The sequence below is a fragment of the Heyndrickxia sp. FSL W8-0496 genome (assembly GCF_038007825.1).
In the GTDB taxonomy this organism is placed as follows: domain Bacteria; phylum Bacillota; class Bacilli; order Bacillales; family Bacillaceae_C; genus Heyndrickxia; species Heyndrickxia oleronia.
The window spans coordinates 3,098,831-3,119,788 of the sequence record NZ_JBBOXX010000001.1; the positions used below are offsets into that span (position 1 = coordinate 3,098,831).

The 20,958-nt window shown below is 35.3% G+C and carries 19 protein-coding genes; all 19 read right to left on the reverse strand.

From position 1 onward, the window contains the following. Nucleotides 1–62 precede the first annotated feature (62 nt). Nucleotides 63–602, reverse strand: a complete 540-nt coding sequence (locus NST63_RS15640; RefSeq protein WP_212941789.1) for an outer spore coat protein CotE — start codon at nucleotides 600–602, stop codon at nucleotides 63–65. Between the two features lie 377 nt (nucleotides 603–979). Next, nucleotides 980–1,411, reverse strand: a complete 432-nt coding sequence (locus tag NST63_RS15645; protein WP_058002727.1) for a RicAFT regulatory complex protein RicA family protein — start codon at nucleotides 1,409–1,411, stop codon at nucleotides 980–982. Continuing rightward, a complete protein-coding gene (gene miaB, locus NST63_RS15650) occupies nucleotides 1,412–2,956 on the reverse strand; it encodes a tRNA (N6-isopentenyl adenosine(37)-C2)-methylthiotransferase MiaB (RefSeq protein WP_212941791.1) in 1,545 nt (514 codons plus the stop codon). 274 nt (nucleotides 2,957–3,230) lie between these two features. After that, a complete protein-coding gene (gene spoVS / locus NST63_RS15655) occupies nucleotides 3,231–3,491 on the reverse strand; it encodes a stage V sporulation protein SpoVS (protein ID WP_058002725.1) in 261 nt (86 codons plus the stop codon). A 175-nt stretch (nucleotides 3,492–3,666) separates the two neighbouring features. Further along, nucleotides 3,667–4,467, reverse strand: coding sequence for a TIGR00282 family metallophosphoesterase (locus tag NST63_RS15660; protein WP_212941794.1), 801 nt, complete (start codon nucleotides 4,465–4,467; stop codon nucleotides 3,667–3,669). A gap of 355 nt (nucleotides 4,468–4,822) precedes the next feature. Next, complete coding sequence (gene rny / locus NST63_RS15665; RefSeq protein WP_058002723.1) at nucleotides 4,823–6,382, reverse strand: ribonuclease Y; 1,560 nt, start codon at nucleotides 6,380–6,382, stop codon at nucleotides 4,823–4,825. Between the two features lie 512 nt (nucleotides 6,383–6,894). Then, on the reverse strand, nucleotides 6,895–7,929 hold the full coding sequence (gene recA / locus NST63_RS15670) for a recombinase RecA (RefSeq protein ID WP_078110510.1): 1,035 nt from the start codon (nucleotides 7,927–7,929) through the stop codon (nucleotides 6,895–6,897). Nucleotides 7,930–8,192: 263 nt separating this feature from the next. Beyond that, entirely contained in the window at nucleotides 8,193–9,428 is a 1,236-nt protein-coding gene (locus NST63_RS15675; RefSeq protein ID WP_341042877.1) for a competence/damage-inducible protein A, read from the reverse strand. A 21-nt stretch (nucleotides 9,429–9,449) separates the two neighbouring features. Beyond that, entirely contained in the window at nucleotides 9,450–10,031 is a 582-nt protein-coding gene (pgsA, locus tag NST63_RS15680; RefSeq protein ID WP_078110512.1) for a CDP-diacylglycerol--glycerol-3-phosphate 3-phosphatidyltransferase, read from the reverse strand. Nucleotides 10,032–10,068: 37 nt separating this feature from the next. Further along, complete coding sequence (locus NST63_RS15685) at nucleotides 10,069–10,992, reverse strand: helix-turn-helix domain-containing protein (protein WP_078110513.1); 924 nt, start codon at nucleotides 10,990–10,992, stop codon at nucleotides 10,069–10,071. An 18-nt stretch (nucleotides 10,993–11,010) separates the two neighbouring features. Continuing rightward, nucleotides 11,011–11,802 carry a DUF3388 domain-containing protein gene (locus tag NST63_RS15690; RefSeq protein WP_078110514.1) on the reverse strand — a complete coding sequence of 264 codons (792 nt, stop codon included), beginning with the start codon at nucleotides 11,800–11,802 and terminating at the stop codon, nucleotides 11,011–11,013. A 205-nt stretch (nucleotides 11,803–12,007) separates the two neighbouring features. Then, nucleotides 12,008–12,265: a DUF3243 domain-containing protein gene (locus tag NST63_RS15695; RefSeq protein WP_058002717.1), complete on the reverse strand. Its 258-nt coding sequence runs from the start codon at nucleotides 12,263–12,265 to the stop codon at nucleotides 12,008–12,010. Nucleotides 12,266–12,334: 69 nt separating this feature from the next. Further along, on the reverse strand, nucleotides 12,335–13,057 hold the full coding sequence (ymfI, locus tag NST63_RS15700; RefSeq protein ID WP_212941798.1) for an elongation factor P 5-aminopentanone reductase: 723 nt from the start codon (nucleotides 13,055–13,057) through the stop codon (nucleotides 12,335–12,337). Between the two features lie 161 nt (nucleotides 13,058–13,218). Continuing rightward, entirely contained in the window at nucleotides 13,219–14,508 is a 1,290-nt protein-coding gene (yfmH, locus tag NST63_RS15705) for an EF-P 5-aminopentanol modification-associated protein YfmH (protein ID WP_341042879.1), read from the reverse strand. Next, a complete protein-coding gene (gene yfmF / locus NST63_RS15710) occupies nucleotides 14,505–15,785 on the reverse strand; it encodes an EF-P 5-aminopentanol modification-associated protein YfmF (protein ID WP_212941801.1) in 1,281 nt (426 codons plus the stop codon). The genes yfmH and yfmF overlap by 4 nt, the downstream gene beginning before the upstream one ends. A gap of 211 nt (nucleotides 15,786–15,996) precedes the next feature. Next, nucleotides 15,997–16,956 (reverse strand): ABC transporter permease, encoded by a 960-nt coding sequence (locus NST63_RS15715; RefSeq protein WP_071977856.1) that lies wholly within the window; start codon nucleotides 16,954–16,956, stop codon nucleotides 15,997–15,999. Then, on the reverse strand, nucleotides 16,957–18,000 hold the full coding sequence (locus NST63_RS15720) for an ABC transporter permease (RefSeq protein ID WP_341042881.1): 1,044 nt from the start codon (nucleotides 17,998–18,000) through the stop codon (nucleotides 16,957–16,959). Next, nucleotides 17,993–19,528 carry an ABC transporter ATP-binding protein gene (locus NST63_RS15725; RefSeq protein WP_078110519.1) on the reverse strand — a complete coding sequence of 512 codons (1,536 nt, stop codon included), beginning with the start codon at nucleotides 19,526–19,528 and terminating at the stop codon, nucleotides 17,993–17,995. The genes NST63_RS15720 and NST63_RS15725 overlap by 8 nt, the downstream gene beginning before the upstream one ends. A gap of 341 nt (nucleotides 19,529–19,869) precedes the next feature. Then, nucleotides 19,870–20,949, reverse strand: coding sequence for a BMP family lipoprotein (locus NST63_RS15730; RefSeq protein WP_078110520.1), 1,080 nt, complete (start codon nucleotides 20,947–20,949; stop codon nucleotides 19,870–19,872). Between the last annotated feature and the right edge of the window lie 9 nt (nucleotides 20,950–20,958).

The window sequence follows — 20,958 nt, forward strand, 5'->3', positions numbered from 1 at the left end:
AAGAAAAAACTAGGAGAAATTCTCCTAGCCTACTTTTCAAATCCCAGATAAGGTCTATAAACCTACTCCTCTTCGGCTCCAACTAAAAAGTCCGGATTTAATTCTTCAAATTCTTCATCTAATTCGTCTTCCCATTCATCATCACAATCACAGCCATCAGGATGAATAGCAACACAAACCTTTGTTTCTCCAATAACCTCAACAAGGAATTCTCTTTCAACATTAACTATCACTTTATTCCCATTTGGGGAAATAACTGCTTCGATACAATTAGGTTGCTGTATGGCTCTTGCTACAACTTCCCTATCATCAAGAAAATCAGGGTCACGATAATTTAGCTTCACAATATCGCGATAATCCACTTTTTCTGTGACAACGGATGTTTTTGTATTATCACTGTGGGAATACCAGACATTTATATCGTATGAACCGAATACTTCAACCTTTTTATCTGTCTTCTTCGCTTCATACTTATGATTTATAATCCAGCAACCTAATATGCTCGATGGATGATGCGGTGGGCATATCGTATGATTGGACTGTGTAAATTTACGTCCTTTCGCTACGACTGCTTTTGTTATTATTTCTCTGTATTCTGCCATTCGAGCGAAACCTCCTCATTTATTTTCATTTCATCCTATGCATGGCATTCATCTATGGTGCGAATATTTTCAGTTGTTCTGGTGAATCATAGTTGCATAGTTTTCGATATACAACTAGGTGAGAAGATGTAAAGTAGATTCATTACTAATACTGTTTATAGGTTATTTCATTATATGTAAATGCCTTGTTTATGTTCTAGGCGCATAAATAGCAAAAAATAAAGGGATTGACAAAATAAGACAGATTAAACCTCGAAGACCTTTTATAATTTTCAAATATTATAACGTAAAAAAGGGGGTCTGACCCCACCACACAAACATTAGTATAGAAAAAGCTATCTCTATACGGAATGATTGTATGGGGTCTGACCCCTTTTTTAATCGCAGCTTCCTGGCGTACTATTTTTTATTTTTGACCCAGTTTCTCCGGATAATAAGTCTCCTCCAGTTGAGGTGATTATTTCGTCAGTTACTGTATTTGATATTGTTGCGGCAACGATTTGTAATAAGTCGTTTACATCCTCTTGTGATTGTTTAAATTCTTGAACAATTGGGATTTCATCTAATTCATTTTCAATCTTTTCAAGCTTGGCTTCTACCATTTTTAGAGCTTCTGACTTTCCATAGTGTTGGAAGTTTACTGCTTGTTTTTGTAAGCTTTTAATACTTGCAATCATTTCACGAACCTTTTGGTTTTCGTTAATTTGAGCTTCAGCTCGCTTGAAAAAGTCTACCTCTTCTGTTTCACTAATCATTTTTGCAATTTCTTTTGCACGTTCAACAATTTCATCTTTTGTATATCGTTTCATTTATTTCACCTCTACCACTTCTAATTCTTCAATCATTTCCCCATTTAAAGACCAAGTTTTAGCATCTGTGATTTTTACATTTACTAGTTTTCCAATAGCTGATTTTGGTCCAATAAAGTTAACCAATTTATTCTTTCGTGTATATCCAGCTAAAACATCAGGATTATTTTTACTTTCACCTTCAACTAGTACCTCAACTACTTGACCTTTATACTTTTCTAATGCTGCACGAGACATTTCGTTAACTAATGCATTTAGTCGTTGAAGTCGTTCCTTTTTAACTTCCATTGGAACATTATCCTTCATTTTGGCAGCAGGTGTTCCTTCTCTTGGTGAATAAATGAATGTATAGGCCATTTCAAATCCAACTTCACGATACAATGACATCGTTTCTTCAAATTGTTCTTCTGTTTCATTAGGAAATCCAACAATAATATCTGTTGATAATGCCACATCTGGGATCGCCTTTTTAATTTTTCCAACAAGTTCTAAATAACGTTCTCTTGTATATTTTCGAGCCATTATTTTTAGCATCGCACTTGATCCAGATTGAACTGGTAAATGAATATGCTCAACTAAGTTCCCTTTTTTCGCTAACACTTCTATTAAACGGTCATCAAAATCACGTGGATGACTCGTTGTAAAACGGATTCTTGGAATGTCGATTTTATGAAGTTCATCCATTAAATCACCAAGACCATAATTGATATCCTCAAAATCTTTTCCGTACGCATTAACATTTTGTCCCAAGAGTGTAATCTCTTTATACCCCTGTGCAGCTAAATGACGTACTTCTTGAATGATATCCTCTGGTCGTCGACTACGTTCTTTCCCACGAGTATAAGGGACAATACAGTATGTACAGAATTTATCACAGCCGTACATAATATTAACCCATGCTTTAATTTGGCCCTTTCGAACTTTAGGAAGATTTTCGATGACATCGCCTTCCTTGGACCAAACTTCAACAACCATTGCCTTAGACATATAAGCTTCTTTTAAAATTTGTGGTAAACGATGGATATTGTGGGTACCAAAAATCATGTCTACATGATGGTGCTTTTCAAGAATCTTATTTACTACTGATTCTTCCTGAGACATACATCCACATACACCCACTAAAAGATCAGGCTTTTCAAGCTTTAACGGTTTCAAATGACCGATTTCACCAAATACTTTATTTTCAGCATTTTCACGAATAGCACAAGTATTAAGTAGAATAACATTAGCATCATCGACAGAATCAGTCGGCTCATACCCTAGCTGCATAAATATACCTGCCATAACTTCTGTATCATGCTCATTCATTTGGCAACCATAAGTACGAATATAGAACTTTTTGCCGTTGCCCATTCCTTTAAATTCTTCAGAAATGTGAAAGTCTTTTTCATATTTTACTTCTTCTTTCCCACGTCTTTTTGCCTCTTTTAAATTCGGTGGGATGTATACGGATTGAAAGTATTTGCTATAATCCTTTTCGGATTTTTTGTCCGTAGGAGTAGCTGTTTTGATTTGTTGTCCCTCTAAGCGTTGCTTTTCGTTCATGGAGATCCCCTTTCTCTTATTAATAAATTCTATAATTTAATGAGATTCTTGCATTTCATTTCCATTATAATTATTTATATGCACATTATTCTAGTATAAAGCCTTTTCTATTTGAACACAATACTGCTGTCATATTGTCGAAAAAAGGTCAAAAAAAGAAGCTTTATACGCATCCTGCTAATTTGGATTAATGACCGGGACCATTAGTCGACTTAAAAAATTACAAAATAAAAGGGCCTAGTTACCTAAGCCCTCAAAATAAAAGTTTATGCGATTATCTTGGCTCCACAATTAGCTTGATTGCCGTCCGTTCTTCTCCCTCGATTAGAATATCAGTGAAAGCTGGGATACAAATTAAATCAACACCACTAGGTGCGACAAATCCTCTGGCAATCGCTACCGCCTTCACCGCTTGGTTCAATGCCCCCGCACCGATAGCTTGAATCTCTGCTCCACCTCTCTCACGAAGAACACCGGCAAGTGCACCAGCTACAGAATTAGGATTAGACTTTGCTGAAACTTTTAATATTTCCATTTCTTCTCCTCCTTGTATTTTCCCAATACCGAATGTCCATTCGAAAGTGAACAATCCTGGTATAATCATTCCATTGCTACTATATTCACTAAAATTCGTTTGTATTCCGGCTTGTTCGAAAAAAAGGAGGATTTTTATTTTCTTTTTGTCTCTTTTCTATAATTTTGATTATTTTTTATTCAGCTATAAATAAATGGTCATCATTTATAAGCAAAGTATCTATTTTTCTGGCTTTTCCAGTCTTGTTATCCACATCTATTAGACATGCACTCAATTGCTTTCTTCCATCTTTCGGTACCTCAAACCTAACAGGAAGACTAGTTAAAAATCTTTTAATTACAGCTCCCCGCTCCATTCCTAATATTCCATCATATGGACCAGTCATTCCAACATCAGTTAAATATGCTGTTCCATTCGGTAAAATACGATTGTCTGCTGTTTGAACATGGGTATGTGTTCCAATGACTGCAGTCACCTTCCCATCCAAAAACCAGCCCATTGCTTGTTTTTCACTAGTAGCCTCTGCGTGAAAATCTACAAAAATAATATTGGTTTTATTTTTCGCTTGATTGATTAGCTCTTCTGCAGTTTCAAATGGACAATCGATAGCAGGAAGAAATGTTCTTCCTTGTAGACTAATAACAGCTGCCTCTACCCCACCTGACTTTACATAAGTTATCCCTGTACCTGGTGTTCCTTTTGGGAAGTTTCCAGGTCTTACAATTGATTTAGCTTCATCAATAAATTCAAATACATCCTTGTTGTCCCATGAATGATTCCCTAATGTCACAGCATTTGCTCCATCATTAAGAAATTGCTTATATATTTTCTCTGTAATTCCTCTTCCACCGGCAGCATTTTCACCATTCACAATAGTTAACTCTGGACGATATTTTGATTTTAATTTCGGTAGGTACTCTGTAATCATTTCACGGCCTGGGGAACCTACAACATCCCCAACAAATAAAATCTTCATAATTTTTTCCCTTTCTAGCTGTTGATGTACAATTTATTAGTACAACTCAATCATTTATGTTGTTTACATTTACATTATAGCAGTACATCTGTATTTATAACAAAGCCCTAAAATTCCCTTAGCCTAAAAACAAGGATATTTTCGTAAGTTTATTGCTTTTGTAAAAGACCAGCTGCGGCTTTTACACACAATAAAAGATTCAGTGAATCTTATGGAGTTTGCAGCACTTTTCTCAGTGATATAAAAGGTGTAGTGATCTTCAGCCAATAGTTATTAGTTAACACGTTACTTAAATAGCAACAATGTTTGAGAAAAGAGCCATAAACAAAAATAAAGCGGTGTAGAGTACACCGCTTTATTTTGCATATTCAACAGCCCTTGTTTCACGTATCACTGTTACTTTTATATGACCTGGATAATCTAGTTCACCCTCGATTCGCTTACGAATATCTCGCGCTAAGCGATGTGCTTCAAGATCATTAATTTGTTCTGGTTTCACCATGATCCTTACTTCTCTACCAGCTTGAATCGCAAATGATTTATCTACACCTTCATAGGATTCTGAGATTTCCTCAAGCTTTTCAAGTCTTCGAATATAATTCTCTAGTGTTTCACTTCGTGCACCAGGTCTAGCAGCTGATAACGCGTCTGCTGCTGCAACTAATACAGAAATAATGGATGTTGGCTCAGTATCACCATGGTGAGAAGCAATACTGTTAATAACAACAGGATGTTCCTTATATTTCGTCGCTAATTCAACACCAATTTCTACATGGCTTCCCTCTACTTCATGATCGACAGCTTTTCCAATATCATGAAGCAATCCTGCACGACGAGCTAATCTTGCGTCTTCTCCTAGCTCGGCTGCCAGAAGCCCTGAGAGATGAGCAACTTCAATTGAATGCTTAAGGACATTTTGACCATAGCTAGTACGGAATTTCATTCGACCTAATATCTTAATTAAATCTGGATGAAGTCCATGTACATCCACTTCAAAGGTAGTTTGTTCACCAATTTCACGAATATGTTCGTCTACTTCTCTTCTTGCTTTATCCACCATTTCTTCAATTCGTGCTGGATGGATGCGTCCGTCTTGAACTAGCTTCTCTAATGCAATACGAGCCGTTTCTCTACGAATCGGATCAAAACCTGAAAGGATTACCGCCTCTGGCGTATCATCTATGATAAGGTCGATTCCAGTCAACGTTTCTAATGTTCGAATATTCCGTCCTTCACGACCGATAATTCGCCCTTTCATTTCATCATTCGGTAAGTTTACTACAGAAACTGTTGTTTCAGCAACATGTTCTGCAGCACAACGCTGAATGGCAAGAGAAAGAATATTTTTCGCCTTTTTATCCGCTTCTTCTTTCGCACGATTTTCGCTTTCTTTAATCATCATTCCTAAATCATGTGAAAGCTCATTTTCAACTTTTTGAATAATAATTGCTTTTGCTTCATCGCGGGTAAGGCTAGAGATACGTTCTAATTCAGACTTCTGTTTCTGTACCATCTCATCCACTTTGCTTTCCATCTCTTCAATATGTTGTTGTCTGAAATTTAGAGAGTCCTCTTTCTTTTCAAGTGTTGCTTCACGCTTGTCAAGTGATTCATCCTTACGATCGAGGTTCTCCTCCTTTTGCAATAATCGATTTTCTTGTTTTTGCAATTCATTTCTTCGTTCACGAAGTTCACGTTCAATATCAGTACGAAGCTTATGATTTTCATCCTTCGCTTCTAACAGGGCTTCTTTTTTCAAGTTTTCAGCATCACGAGTTGCATCTTCTAAAATTTGCTCTGCTGCATTTTTTGCTCCTGTTATTTTTGCTTCAGCTATGGATTTGCGTAAAAGATAGCCAACAACTACACCGACGAGGCCAAGCAAAATGGAGATGATTACACTTAATAATTCCATTATTTCACCTCCCCTTGCTATGAACTTTTATCATGTCTCAAACATGTCGGCTGCTACATTGTTACATAGGTTTCAATATACAGCGCTAGGGCTTAAAAATCAAATTTTAAAAAAATAAAATTATACATATTAATTTTATAGTTGTGTCATTTTATTGTCAAGGACTTATCCAACGTGATTAACATTTTATGTAAAGTTGTCCAACTGTTTGTGCTTTATTTAAACTGATCATTTTTTTATAAAGGAAGGAAAGAAACATTATATTTGTTTTGATAGTATGTATTATTTCTTGTCAATCTATTATTGGGCCACTAAACCTACTATATTAATTCAATGAAACTAGTCATCCTAAACAATAGAAAAAGCAAAGCCATCAATAAATGAAGTGACTTTGCTATATATTTTTCGTTCTATAAATTTACTTTTCATTCTTATTTAGATTTTTAAATCTAGATAGTCAGCTAGAAAAATTTCACTTTTATGAGAACACTTTTTTAGGAGAGAACAATGATTTAAATATCAAATTCCTCTTGCTCTTCCTCAGCAGGGGCAGTTTTTTGATCATCTAATCCATAATGATCGCGTATTTTCATCATAACCTCATTGCGCAATTCAGGATTTTCCTTAAGGAATAGCTTCGCATTTTCCCGACCTTGACCTAAACGTTCATCATTATAAGAATACCATGATCCACTTTTTTGAACGATATCTAATTCAGAAGCCATATCAATGATTTCGCCTTCTTTAGAAATTCCTTCACCATACATAATATCTACTTCTGCAACGCGGAAAGGTGGTGCCACTTTATTTTTTACTACTTTTACTTTTGTTTTATTTCCAACAATATCATTTCCTTGTTTCAACTGTTCTGCACGACGAACCTCAAGACGTACAGATGAATAAAACTTAAGTGCACGGCCGCCAGGAGTCGTTTCAGGATTCCCGAACATAACCCCTACTTTTTCCCTTATTTGGTTAATGAAGATCGCGATTGTTTTTGACTTGTTGATTGCACCAGATAATTTACGCAATGCCTGTGACATTAAGCGTGCTTGTAATCCGACATGGGAGTCACCCATTTCACCTTCAATTTCCGCTTTAGGTACAAGTGCTGCAACAGAATCGATAACGATAATATCAATTGCTCCACTACGAACAAGAGCTTCCGCAATTTCTAACGCTTGCTCCCCAGTATCTGGCTGAGATAACAGTAGTTCATCAATATTAACACCTAATTTTTGGGCATATACAGGATCTAGTGCATGCTCAGCATCGATAAACGCTGCTTGCCCACCCTTAGCTTGTACCTCTGCAATAGCATGTAGGGCAACAGTTGTTTTACCTGAGCTTTCTGGACCATAGATTTCTATTACACGTCCTCTTGGGTATCCGCCAACACCTAACGCTACATCAAGGGCCAATGATCCACTAGGAACAGTTGAAATTCTTCTATCAGTTTGTTCCCCAAGTTTCATTACTGAACCTTTACCAAACTGTTTTTCTATTTGTTTTAACGCCATATCTAAGGCTGCTTGACGATCATTCACTAAATTTCCTCCTTTATGATTAGAAATTTCAAAGAAATTTGCTTAATAAATCTATCTTTACTATAACCGTTTTTTCATAGTTTGCCAAGTAAAATGACGAACATTTATTCGTCTTTTTTTTAGGTTATTTTCATTAGAATTACTTTTTTTAACCAAAATATATGTAAAAATAAGTACCTATCAAAGTTAAAAATTGATTTTTCGTATTCTGCAATTCTCTGGTAGAAAGAGCAAAAAGAACGGTACAATCATACCGTTCTGCTTCATACTAATTCTTTTAATAGATAATAACAACCATATTTGACCGTTCGAACTCGATTTCCATTTCTACTGCTTGCGAGGTCTAGTAAATAGGTCTTAGTTGGTTTATTTTTTCTTGCAATTCCAATCCATACCGTACCGGCCGGCTTATTTTCCAGCTTATCAGGCCCAGCAACTCCTGTAAAACTAATTCCAATATCAGAATCTAGTAATTGGAGAATATTTTCTGCTAGCTCAATAGCCGTCTCTCGGCTTACTGCACCATATTGTTCAATCGTATTCTCTTGTACCTGAACAAGCTTCACTTTTGCTTCATTCGAGTAACAGACAATTCCACCTTTGAAAATTGAACTGACTCCAGAATGGGACGCCATTTCCGATTGAAACAAACCAGCAGTTAAACTTTCTGCACATGCTATCGTTAGTTTTTCCTTTTCCAATTGCTTAATTACTTCAGCCATGATGGTTGTCTCATCATAACCATAAAAATAATCGCCGACAAGATGAAGAATTTCTTCCTCAGTTTTATCGATTAATTTTTTCGCCTCTTCAATTGATGTGTGTTTTGCCGTAATTCTTAGCGTTACCTCACCATTTGCTGCAAGAGGGGCAATAGTTGGATTAGATTGGCGTTCCAAAATACTTTCAACTCTAGTTTCCAGCTCAGCTTCACCAATACCAAAAAACCTTAAAACTCTAGATTCGATTTTTTCAATCGTTCCCATCTTTTCTTGGATCGCAAGAATACCATAATGAGTAAACATCGGTTCCATTTCATGTGGAGGTCCAGGAAGTAGCATATAATATTGCTCTTCTTGCTGTAACAGCATCCCAGGTGCCATACCATAATCATTTGGCAATACTTTGGCACCTTCCAAAATCAGTGCTTGTTTTTTATTATTTTCTGTCATCACTCTTTTTGTTCGTTGAAAGTAGGCTTCAATTGAATCCATAGCCTCATCGTCTTGAACAAGCTTCGTATTCAGATGCTTAGCAATCGTTTCCTTTGTTAAATCATCTTTTGTCGGTCCAAGGCCACCAGTAAAAATAATTAAGTCTGCTCGTTGTTCAGCGATTTCAATACTTTTCTTTAACCGTTCAGGGTTATCCCCTACAACGGTATGATGGAATACATTTACACCGATTTCGGCCAAGCCTTTCGAAATAAACTTTGCATTGGTATTAACAATTTGACCTAATAATAGCTCTGAACCAACAGCGATAATTTCAGCATTCATATCAATCACCTCCACTGATACTTATTTTGAATTGACAAAAATGTGGCGATTTTTATAGAAATAATCCCATCCGGACCAAACAGTAAAAAATAATGCAACCCATAATGCAATCATTCCAAGGGGAAATCCACCTTCTCCAAAAGGAAAATTATGTAACAACAATAATGCGATGGCAACAATTTGTGTCCATGTTTTAATTTTTCCAAGCATAGCAGCAGCTACTACTTCTCCTTCACTTGCTGCTAGAATCGCTCGTAAACCAGTTACTGCAAATTCACGACTAATGATCACTATGATCATCCAAGATGGAGCAAATCCAAGTTCAACTAATATAATAAATGCTGCAGAAACTAGTAATTTATCTGCTAAAGGATCTAAAAACTTCCCTAAATTCGTTACTAAATTCAGTTTCCTAGCATAATGTCCATCAACCCAATCAGTCGCAGAAGCTACAATAAAGATTAATGCAGCCACAAAGTGGGTAACAGGCATCTCAGCACTTAATAAGTTTATAGTACCCCAATCAAACGGTGCTACCATAATAATCACAAATATTGGTATTAAACAAACTCGTAATACAGTAATTTTATTTGGTAAATTCACGAATCTTTCCTCCAGAAAAATAGCCATCAATCGATGACTATTCAGTTTTAGTTTTTTCAAATTGAATTGTTATATTTTGACTGGTACTTTCACTAGGTGGAACGGCAAACTCTAGCTTTTGATCATTTATGTAAATTTCAGTTTGGGTAGCATTACCAATAACTAGATATGCTTCAGTTTCATTTGAAAAATCAACAGCTTGACTCTTTCCTTCTTCTAATGTTCCTTGGAAGAATGAATGACCTTGGCCATTCTTCATGTTTACCCATGTACGACCAGTTGAAACTAATTTCACTTCAAATTTTTCACTATTCACTAATTGATAAGTAGAATTTCTCCCACTAGCAGATATCACTTTTACTTCCTGGGCAGGAGTTTCTGCTTTTTTATCTTCTTCATCTTTTTTGTTTGCATCATTTTGATTGTTATCATTTTTATCTTGAGTAGTATTATCTTTCGTTTTATCTTCTTTATCCTGTGCTACCGGTTTATTTTTTTCTTTCACTGGCTGTGTTTCTATTGGTGTATCCTTTGAGTTACCCAGCTTATCCTTTGAACCAGAACCAGCGAAATTAGTAACTAAATAATAAACAAGAGCAATTGCAGCAATAATAAAAACAGCAACAAGTATTTTTGGAAAAATGTCTAACATTTTTGAAGTACTAGGTGCAACTGTTTTTCTTGATTGTACACGAGAAATTTGCTCTGGTAAGTCTTCATTGTAAACATCAGGTACTTCCCGTTTATATTCTTCAAAAATCTGTTCAGTTTCTAATCCAACTGCCTCTGCATATTGTTTAATAAATGCCCGAACATAAAACTTTCCAGGCATCATATCATAATTTCCTTCTTCGATCCCTTTTAAATAGCGTTTTTGTATTTTGGTGATTTCCTGTAAATCATCTAAACTAAGTCCTTTCGCTTGTCTTGCTTCTTTCAAGCGACTTCCTAATTCTGTCACACCTGAACACCTGCCAATCTAATAATCAAATCCACCAAAACCCGAATCACTAAAAAAGTTATTTTTCTGTATTACTTCATATGTAATTTCTTGTTCCGGATTGTCACGCAGTTCTATAATATAGTCAAAATCCTCTAATGAGTATTCTGAGTTCTGAACAAATATATCAGGATGTTCGATTACCTTAACTGCAGGTAAACGCATAATTTCCCGGACAAGCTGCCAGTGACGTTCATCAGCTCTCTGTGTGGAAACTATTCCATCCAATATAAATATATTATTTGAACTATATTCATCTTTAATTAATTGATTTCGTATCGTTTGTTTTAACAATGTAGATGAAACAAATAACCATTTTTTACTTGCACAAACACTTGCAGCAACTACTGATTCTGTTTTCCCTACACGTGGCATTCCCCGAATACCAATCAACTTATGTCCTTCTTGCTTAAATAACTCTGCCATAAAATCGACAAGCAAACCTAATTCATCCCTGATAAATCGAAAGGTTTTTTTATCGTCGGCATCTCTTTGTATATATCGACCATGCCGAACCGCAAGTTTATCTCTTAATTTTGGTTCGCGAATTTTCGTTACTTTAATGGTTTCCATTGTAGCTAAGATAGATTCTAATCTTGCAATTTGTTCTTCACTTTTTACTAATAAAAGCAGGCCCCTTCTACCATCATCAACACCATTAATGCTAATAATATTAATTGATAGCATACCAAGTAATGAAGAAATATCCCCTAAAAGACCTGGGCGGTTTATTTGAATTTCATATTCTAAATACCATTCTTTACGATTCATAAACTCCCCACCACGACATTATTCTATATCCGTTAGCTTCTATAATAAATGATTTCTCTATAAGATGAAAGGAAAAACTAGCCATGTTTCGATAAAAAATCGTTTATTTTTACTATATAAGAGGATTTTTACAGTTCTTTATACAATTTTAGACATTTTTGGATGTAAAAAAAGAGGGGTGTTTTCCCCTCAGCGTTTACAGCAATTAATGTGTTCCATTATTTTGGACAAGCTTAACCATAACATTTGCAATGGCTTGTTGTTCTTCTTGTGATGCAACGGACCATAAATCAGAAAGTACTCGTTGCTGTTCATTTTTAGGATCTACCTGTTGTGCTAGGTAATCTCCAACCTGTTCAGCTAGTTGGTTAATTGTTTCCTGAGACATTCCTTGTTGCTTCGCTTGATTTAACCGATCACCAAGAAAGTCTTTCCATTGATCCCAGCTTTCTAACACTGACATACTTTCAACCTCCTTAAATTAAGTACGATGTTATTTTGTTCTGAGAACGGAGGTTTTATTCATTTATTATTATGTATACCAGCCCCCATTTACTGCCAAAACCTGACCAGTAATATATGAGGCCTTTTCTGAAAGAAGGAATTGGATAGTTTCAGCAATTTCACATGGATTCGCAAGTCTTCCCATTGGAATTTCCTCTTCCAGTGCTATTTTTTCATCTTCTGAAAATATCCCCATCATTTGTGTATTAACAGCACCCGGTGCTACTGCATTAATTCTTACACCACTTTGTGCAACCTCTTTACTTAGTGCTTTTACAAAAGAGATTTGAGCTCCTTTAGCAGTTGAATAGATTACCTCACATGAAGCACCCGTTTGTCCCCATATTGAACTAACAAGAACAACATAGGATTGTTCATTTTTCATTAATTTTGGTAATAATTTTTTTATAATAACCATTGGTGCATGTACATGTATTTTCCACATTTTTTCAATGATTTGGTCATCAGTATCCACAAAAAGCCCGTAATGGGATATTCCACTTACATAACAAATCGCATCAATATGAAAAATATTATTCAATAGCTTATCAATCCCTGAGTCAGTAGATAGATCTGCTTGAATCGGAATCAGTTCTAGATTATATATTGAAAGCTCGGCTAATAGTCTCTCCATCGCCACTTTATTGTGGTTATAATGTAAGTATAAGTTCCAGCCTTCTTTAGCCATTGTGTGAGCTGTTTCCGAACCAATTCCCCCACTTGCACCAGTTATAAGTGCATATTTCTTCATTTATCTATCCTCTCCTATTCAAAGCATACTCCTTTTTAATAAAAAGACATATCTTCCTGAAATTTTAATAGTATTTCCAATTCAATAAGTTTTTCCATTTTAGAACAAACAAAATAGAAAAACCCGGAATCTCCGAGTTTCTCATTTACTTTTTTAACCTTTTATTTATTTGGTATTACCTGACAAACGGTAAAGCGATCTTCTTCAAAAAACTGCTCTGCTGATTTTTTTAAATCATTAAAAGTAATCTCTTCTAATGTCGGTACAACATCAAAAAGATTCATTTCATTAAATGAATACCTTGTAAACTGATTCGCAATATAGTCAGGTGAATTTAATTGACGTAAAAATCCACCTATTTTTTTCTTCTTCGTTCTTTCTAGGGATTCTTCCGTTAAATATTTCCCACTTTTCGCTTCCATCATAATCGATTGTATACGTTCTGAAAGTTCATCAGGCTTTTCGGTATCTCCACCAACCATTGAAAAACCAAAACCCTCTTCCTGTGTGTAATCATATGAAAACGTTTCATCAATTAATCCTTCATTATATAGTTCATAATAGCTCTTTGAGCTTTTTCCAAAAAGGATGTCTAATAATAAATTAATCGTCAGCTCATTTTTCAGCATTTCTTTTCCACTTTGTGCCACATCACAAGCTTTTACTCCTACCAGACATTTAGGTGTTTGAACATTCATTTGTAGAACCTTCTTTTTCTCAGCAACGCTAGATGGTTCATCTTCGAAACGACGCTTGATTTCCGACATATCCTTATAATCTTTCTTATTTTGATTATCTCGAATAAGATTCATGATTTGATCAGGATCAACGGGACCAACTACAAATAAAAGCATATTACTCGGATGGTAAAATGTATTGTAACATTCATATAGTAGCTGATCTGTAATATGGGAAATTGATTCAATCGTTCCAGCAATGTCAATTTTTACGGGATGATGCTGATACATATTTTCTATTACCCCAAAATATAAGCGCCAATCAGGATTATCATCATACATGGTTATTTCCTGACCAATAATCCCTTTTTCTTTCTCTACTGTTTTTTCTGTAAAATATGGACTCTGTACCATATCGATTAAGGTTTCTAGATTCTTTTCCACATTAGATGTACTCGAAAACAGATAGGCAGTCCGATTAAAGGTCGTAAAAGCGTTGGCAGATGCACCTTGTTTACTAAATTGCTGAAACACATCGCCATCTTCTTTTTCAAATAGTTTATGCTCAAGAAAGTGAGCAATTCCATCTGGAACATGATTATATTCAGTTGAATTCAACGGAACAAAGTCATTATCAATTGAACCATATTTAGTCGTAAAAGTTGCAAAGGTTTTGCTAAACCCTTGCTTCGGTAATATATAAACATTTAACCCATTTTCCATTTTTTCATGATAAAGTGTTTCCTTCAATTGGTCAAAAGCAATTTTCTTCATTCTCCATTTCCCTCCAATCCAGTTAGAAAATAGATTGTATCTAATTCAATTTTTTTCGCGACATCAATAATATCATGTTTCGAAATTTTATTTATCCCTTGAATCCAATCATCCACAGTAAAATTTTGATTGGCGATTACGTTATGATAAAGAATTTCAACCAATCCCCTAGATGTATCTGTCGTTTCAAGGAGCTGATTATTTATAACTGCTTTTGTTTGCTCGATTTCTTGATCTGTGAAATCACCTTTTTTCATCGCGTCCATCTGTTCTCTTATGATGGTTATTGCTTGATCATAATTTTTTGCTTCTATTCCGCTCATTACCATCAATAATCCTTTATGGCTTTCTAACCTACTCGCGGCATAATAGGCTAAACTAGCTTTTTCACGTACATTAATAAATAACTTTGAATGTGAAAACCCTCCAAAAATCCCATTGAATACTTGGAGTGCAAAATAATCTTGATCGCCAAAATGGACGTTTGTACGATATCCGATATTCAGCTTTCCTTGTTTTACATCTTGTTTTTCCTTAATTTCTTTTACTTCTTTAACATTACTTCCTTCTTTACGTTCTAGTTGAATAGGTGAACGATTTTCAAACTGGAGGTTCCTACAAAATGTTTCTACTTCATTTTCATTCACATCACCAATGATGTATAAGTGTAGTTCATCTTCACTTATTGCTTTTTTATAATAATCAAATAGATTTTGCGGTGTAATCTCTTCTACTTTAGATGCTATTCCGTTTGCATCGAGTGCATAAGGTTCACCCTTACACATTTCCTCCACTAATCGAACATTCGAGTAACGCATTTTATCATCATAAATGGATTGGATTCTTTGCTTTAAGATGCGTTTCTCTTTCTCAACTGTTTCTTGATGAAAGCTTTCATTCTCAATGTTTGGATTCAATAATACCTCTGCTAAAAAATCTATACCTTTTTGAAGGAGTGGGGTGGAATCCTTAAGAAACTTTTCATTTGCAATATCAATTGAAAACGACATAATATGTTGTTCTCCCTTCTTTGCTAAATCAACAAAGAAGCCTGCACCATATAAATCATCTAGATATGTTCGTAATGCTGTAGTTGTTGGATACTTTTTTGTACTACTTTGTAATACATTCAATAGAAGTGCACGAAGAGTTACTGTTTCGGCATTCAAGGGGGCTTTCATTTTCCATACAAGTGTATTGGTTTTATATTTATTGGTTTTTACTATATGTAACGTAAATCCTTCAGTCTTAATAACCATTTCATTTGCAACAGACATAGCCAATCCTCCTTTAGCTTTCTTTTACTATTTTGTTATGAAGTTATTCTTACTATACATGTTATAGATAATGTCCTACAAGTATTTACCGTTTAAAAATAGCTTAGCGCATAGTTCATCCGATGGATTTAAAAAAAATGGTTCTTCCATCTATTAAGAAAGCTTTCTAATAAACAAAAGACCCCGAATGATTCGGAGCCTTTTGCTAAACCTATCTTTGTCCCTTAATATAAGGAATTCCGCTTGCCTTTGGTGCATCTGCACGCCCTATAAATCCAGCAAGAGCTAAAATTGTTAATACGTATGGAGCAATAAGTAAATAAACACTTGGAATATCCTTTAAGAAAGGAATATCTCCACCAACAATACTTAAACTTTGAGCGAATCCAAAGAATAGTGCAGCGCCCATTGCACCAAGTGGATGCCATTTTCCAAAAATCATTGCAGCTAATGCCATAAAGCCTTGTCCTGTAATTGTAGAGTGGCTAAAATCAAGTGTGATTGTTTGTGCATATACTGCACCACCTAACCCTCCAAAAACACCAGATAACATAACGCCAATATAACGCATTTTTGTTACGTTAATCCCCATTGTATCAGCTGCGGCAGGGTGTTCACCCACTGAGCGAAGTCTTAATCCAAAAGGGGTTTTGTATATAACAAACCACACAACAAAGGACAAAATGATAGCTAAATACGAAGCATATGTGACCCCACTAAAGAATAAATCTCCTATTACTGGTATATCACTTAGAAACGGTATATCTATTTTTCTAAAATTTTCTTTAATAAAATCAGTTTGCCCTTTGTCATACCATTTCTTTACAAGAAATAAAGATAAACCAAGAGCAAAGAAGTTAATCGCTACACCACTGACCGTCTGATCCGCCCTAAAGGTTATCGATGCTAATGCATGTAGTAAAGAAACGATTGCCCCTGCAATCATAGCAACAATAAGTGCAACCCATGGTGTTGCAGCTCCAAAAGTGTCAGCAAATGTTAAGTTAAAAACGATCGAACTAAAAGCTCCGATTATCATTAAGCCTTCCAAACCAATATTAACAACCCCAGAACGTTCAGAAAAAACTCCACCTAGTGCTGTAAAAATAAGTGGTCCAGCAACTAAAAGGGAAGATGTTACAATAATTTCAAGTGCAGTCATTAAATCCACTTATTTCGCCTCCCTTTTAAAACGAGTAATGAGCCATTTAATCATGTAGCTTGAAGCAACGAAGAAAATAATTAATGCAATAACAATTTCAACTAATTCATTAGGTACATTCGCATCAATCGGCATATTTAAGGAACCTACTCTTAAACCACCAAAAAGAATGGAGGCAATAACCACACCGAATGCCGTATTTCCCCCTAATAATGCAACGGCAATACCATCAAATCCAACACCAGAAAAGCTAGATTGTAAGAATGCAAAGCCAAATGTCCCTAAACCTTCCATCGCACCAGCTAGACCTGCAAATGCTCCTGAAATGGCCATTGAATAGATAATATTCCGATTCACATTCATCCCAGCATAATGTGATGCATGTTGATTGAAGCCTACAGATCTAAGTTCATAACCTTTTGTTGTTTTTTCAAGTAAAAACCACATGATAATTGCAGCAATAATTGACAAATAAATTCCATTATGAAGACTTGAAAAATCTGTAATGCTTTGTAGAAAGTCCGATTTTAGTGAAGCTGAAGCTGGTACTTCTGCAGTAGTGTCTGATTCATCAGATAGTACATTTCTAATAATATAATTGGATACATGCAGTGCAATATAATTCATCATGATTGTCACAATTACTTCATGAACTCGGAACTTTGCCTTTAATAATCCAGGAATAAACCCCCAAATAGCCCCTGCAATAACCGCTGCAATTATGGCTAGAGGTAAATGGATGATCTTTGGTAAATCAAAGGTCAATCCAACCCAAACCGAAACAATCCATCCAACTAATAGCTGACCTTCTACACCGATATTAAATAGACCTGTTCGGAAAGCAAATGCGACAGCTAAGCCCGCTAAAATATATGGTGTTACTTGACGAAAAGTTTCACCAATATAAAAGGAATCACCAAACGCTCCATTCCATAAAGCAAGATATCCACTTATCGGATTATATCCACTAATAAGCATGATAATTGCTCCTGCAATTAGCCCTAATAAAACAGAAATGATTGGTATAAGTATATTAATTAAACGATTAGACATTTGTTTGTTCACCTGCTTCCTGACCTTTCGATCCAGCCATTAATAGGCCTAGCTCTTGCTCTGTTGTTGTTTTAGGATCAACTATTGCAACAATTGTTCCTTCATATATAACTGCGATTCTATCACTGACATTCAAGATTTCATCAAGCTCAAAGGATATAAGCAAAACAGCTTTTCCATTATCTCTTTGTTCAATCAGTCGCTTATGAATAAATTCAATTGCCCCAACATCCAATCCCCTAGTAGGCTGAGCAGCAATTAATAAATCGGGATTTCTATCTACTTCGCGTCCAATAATAGCCTTTTGCTGATTTCCTCCAGATAAAGAACGAGCTAATGTATATTCACTTGGTGTACGAACATCAAATTCTTGTATTAGCTTTGTTGCTTTCTGATAGATTTGTTTAAAATTCAATATCCCATTTTTCGAGTAAGGCTTCTGATAATAGGTTTGTAATACAATATTTTCTCCAATAGGAAAATCTAAAACTAAACCATGCTTATGCCGATCCTCCGGAATATGGCCTACTCCGGATTCAGTAATTTTCCTTGGCTTTAAATTACGAATCTCTTTTTCATTTATTTTAATCGAACCGCTTTCCGATTTTCTCAAGCCAGTAATTGCCTCAATAAGCTCTGTTTGTCCATTTCCATCAACACCAGCAATTCCAATAATTTCACCAGCACGAACATTTAAGTTTAACCCTCGTACAGCAGGAACTCCTCTAGAATCCTTGACAACCAAATCTTTTATTTCTAATACATTTTGTTTTGGATTGGAAGGGATTTTTTGTGTAGTGAACACTACTTCACGTCCAACCATTAAATTCGCCAGTTCATTAGGATTTGTTTCTTTCACATTAACAGTTCCTATGCCTTTCCCCTTCCGAATAACTGTAACCTGATCACAAACCTCCATAATTTCCTTCAGTTTGTGTGTAATTAATATGATGGATTTCCCTTCTTTAATAAGTGTTTTCATTATTTGAATTAATTCGGTAATCTCTTGGGGTGTCAACACTGCTGTTGGTTCATCAAATATAATAATTTCTGCCCCGCGATACAATGTTTTTAAGATTTCAACACGTTGCTGCATACCAACTGAAATATCAGCTATTTTTGCTTTTGGGTTAACTGATAAACCATACTTTTCAGATATTTCACGAACTTCCTTTTCTGCTTTTTTAATATCTATCGTACCCGATGATTTAGGCTCTTTTCCTAGAATAATATTTTCAGTGACGGTAAAAGTATCCACTAGCATAAAATGCTGATGAACCATTCCAATTCCTAAGTCATTGGCGATATTAGGATTAGTAATATTCACTTTTTTACCTTTAACTCGAATTTCTCCTTTTTCAGGCTGGTATAAACCGAAAAGAACATTCATTAAGGTCGATTTTCCAGCTCCATTTTCACCTAAAAGTGCATGAATTTCCCCTTTCTTGACTTGCAAGGTAATGTCATCATTCGCAACAATACCAGGAAATTCTTTGCGAATCCCTAACATTTCTATAACATACTCCACCCTAAACCCTCCTTTTAAAGGTGACCCGCTTTTTTATTAAGGCTCTTTTCTCAAACAACGTGGCTATTTAAGTAAAGTATTAATAATAACTTTCAGCTTTAGACCGCCATCCCTTTCATTTCACTGAGAAAAGAGCTACAAACATTATAAAAGTCACTGATTCTTTTATTGGGTGTAAAAGCCTGCAGTTTAGCTTTTACAAAGCAGCATTCAACACCCTATCAATAAAATTTTATAATGGCAAAAGATTCTAAATAAAAAGTAAAAAATGATTTTACTTTTTATTAAAAATCTTTTTAGGACTGTCTAAAATGATGTATTAGACAGCCCCATAATTACAATTATTTTGTCGGTTTTAATGGCACTTCAATTTCACCATTCATAATTTTTTCTTTCCATTCATCAACAGCTTTAAGCACTTCAGGTGTTAAATTCTCTTGGGAAGGTGCAATACCTACAGCATCTTCATTGATACCATATTCAATATGTTCTCCACCAGGGAATTTCCCGTCTTTTGCTTTTTTAGATAAATCTTCAACTGCTAAATCTACACGTTTAATCATAGATGTTAAAGTTACATTATAGTCTTTGCCGTCTACTTTTACTTGTCCTTCATCCACTTGGTCGCGGTCAACACCAATTACCCAAACATTACTATTCGGATCTTTTTGTTTTAAGTTTTTCGCTTCTGTGAATACGCCATTACCAGTTCCACCGGCCGCATGATAAATAATATCAATACCTGATTTGTACATCGCAGATGCCATTGATTGACCCTTATCTGCTTTGTCAAATGCACCTGCAAATTCAATTTTCACATCTGCATCAGGTTTAACCGCTTTTACACCTGCTTGGAATCCAGCAGCAAATTTATTAATAAGGTCACTATCTGTACCACCAATAAATCCAACCTTATTTGATTTAGTTGTCAAGCCTGCTACTACACCAACTAAGAATGAACCTTCATGTTCTTTAAACGTAATACTTGCAACATTATCTCTATCTGTAATCACATCATCAACAATCGCGAAGTGACTGTCTTTTCTTTGTTTAGCGACTTCTTCTATAGCTGGCTTTAATTTATAACCAATTCCATAAATTAAATCAAATTTATTACGAACTGCTGTATTTAGGTTTGTTTTATAATCGGCGTCAGATTTTGATTGAAGGTAGTGATAACCATCTGTACCTTTTTCCAATCCATTATCTTCACCAAATTTTTTTAGACCTTCCCATGCTGATTGGTTAAATGATTTGTCATCAACACCACCAACATCAGTCACTAAAGCAACAGTAAATTCCTTTTTCTTGTCTCCCTTGCCTGTTGAACCTTCTTCCTTATCACTTGTACCACAAGCACCTAATAGTGTTCCTGCAGCTAGCACTAGTGAGAGAGCGAAACCAATTTTGCGCTTTTTCACTTTTTGTAC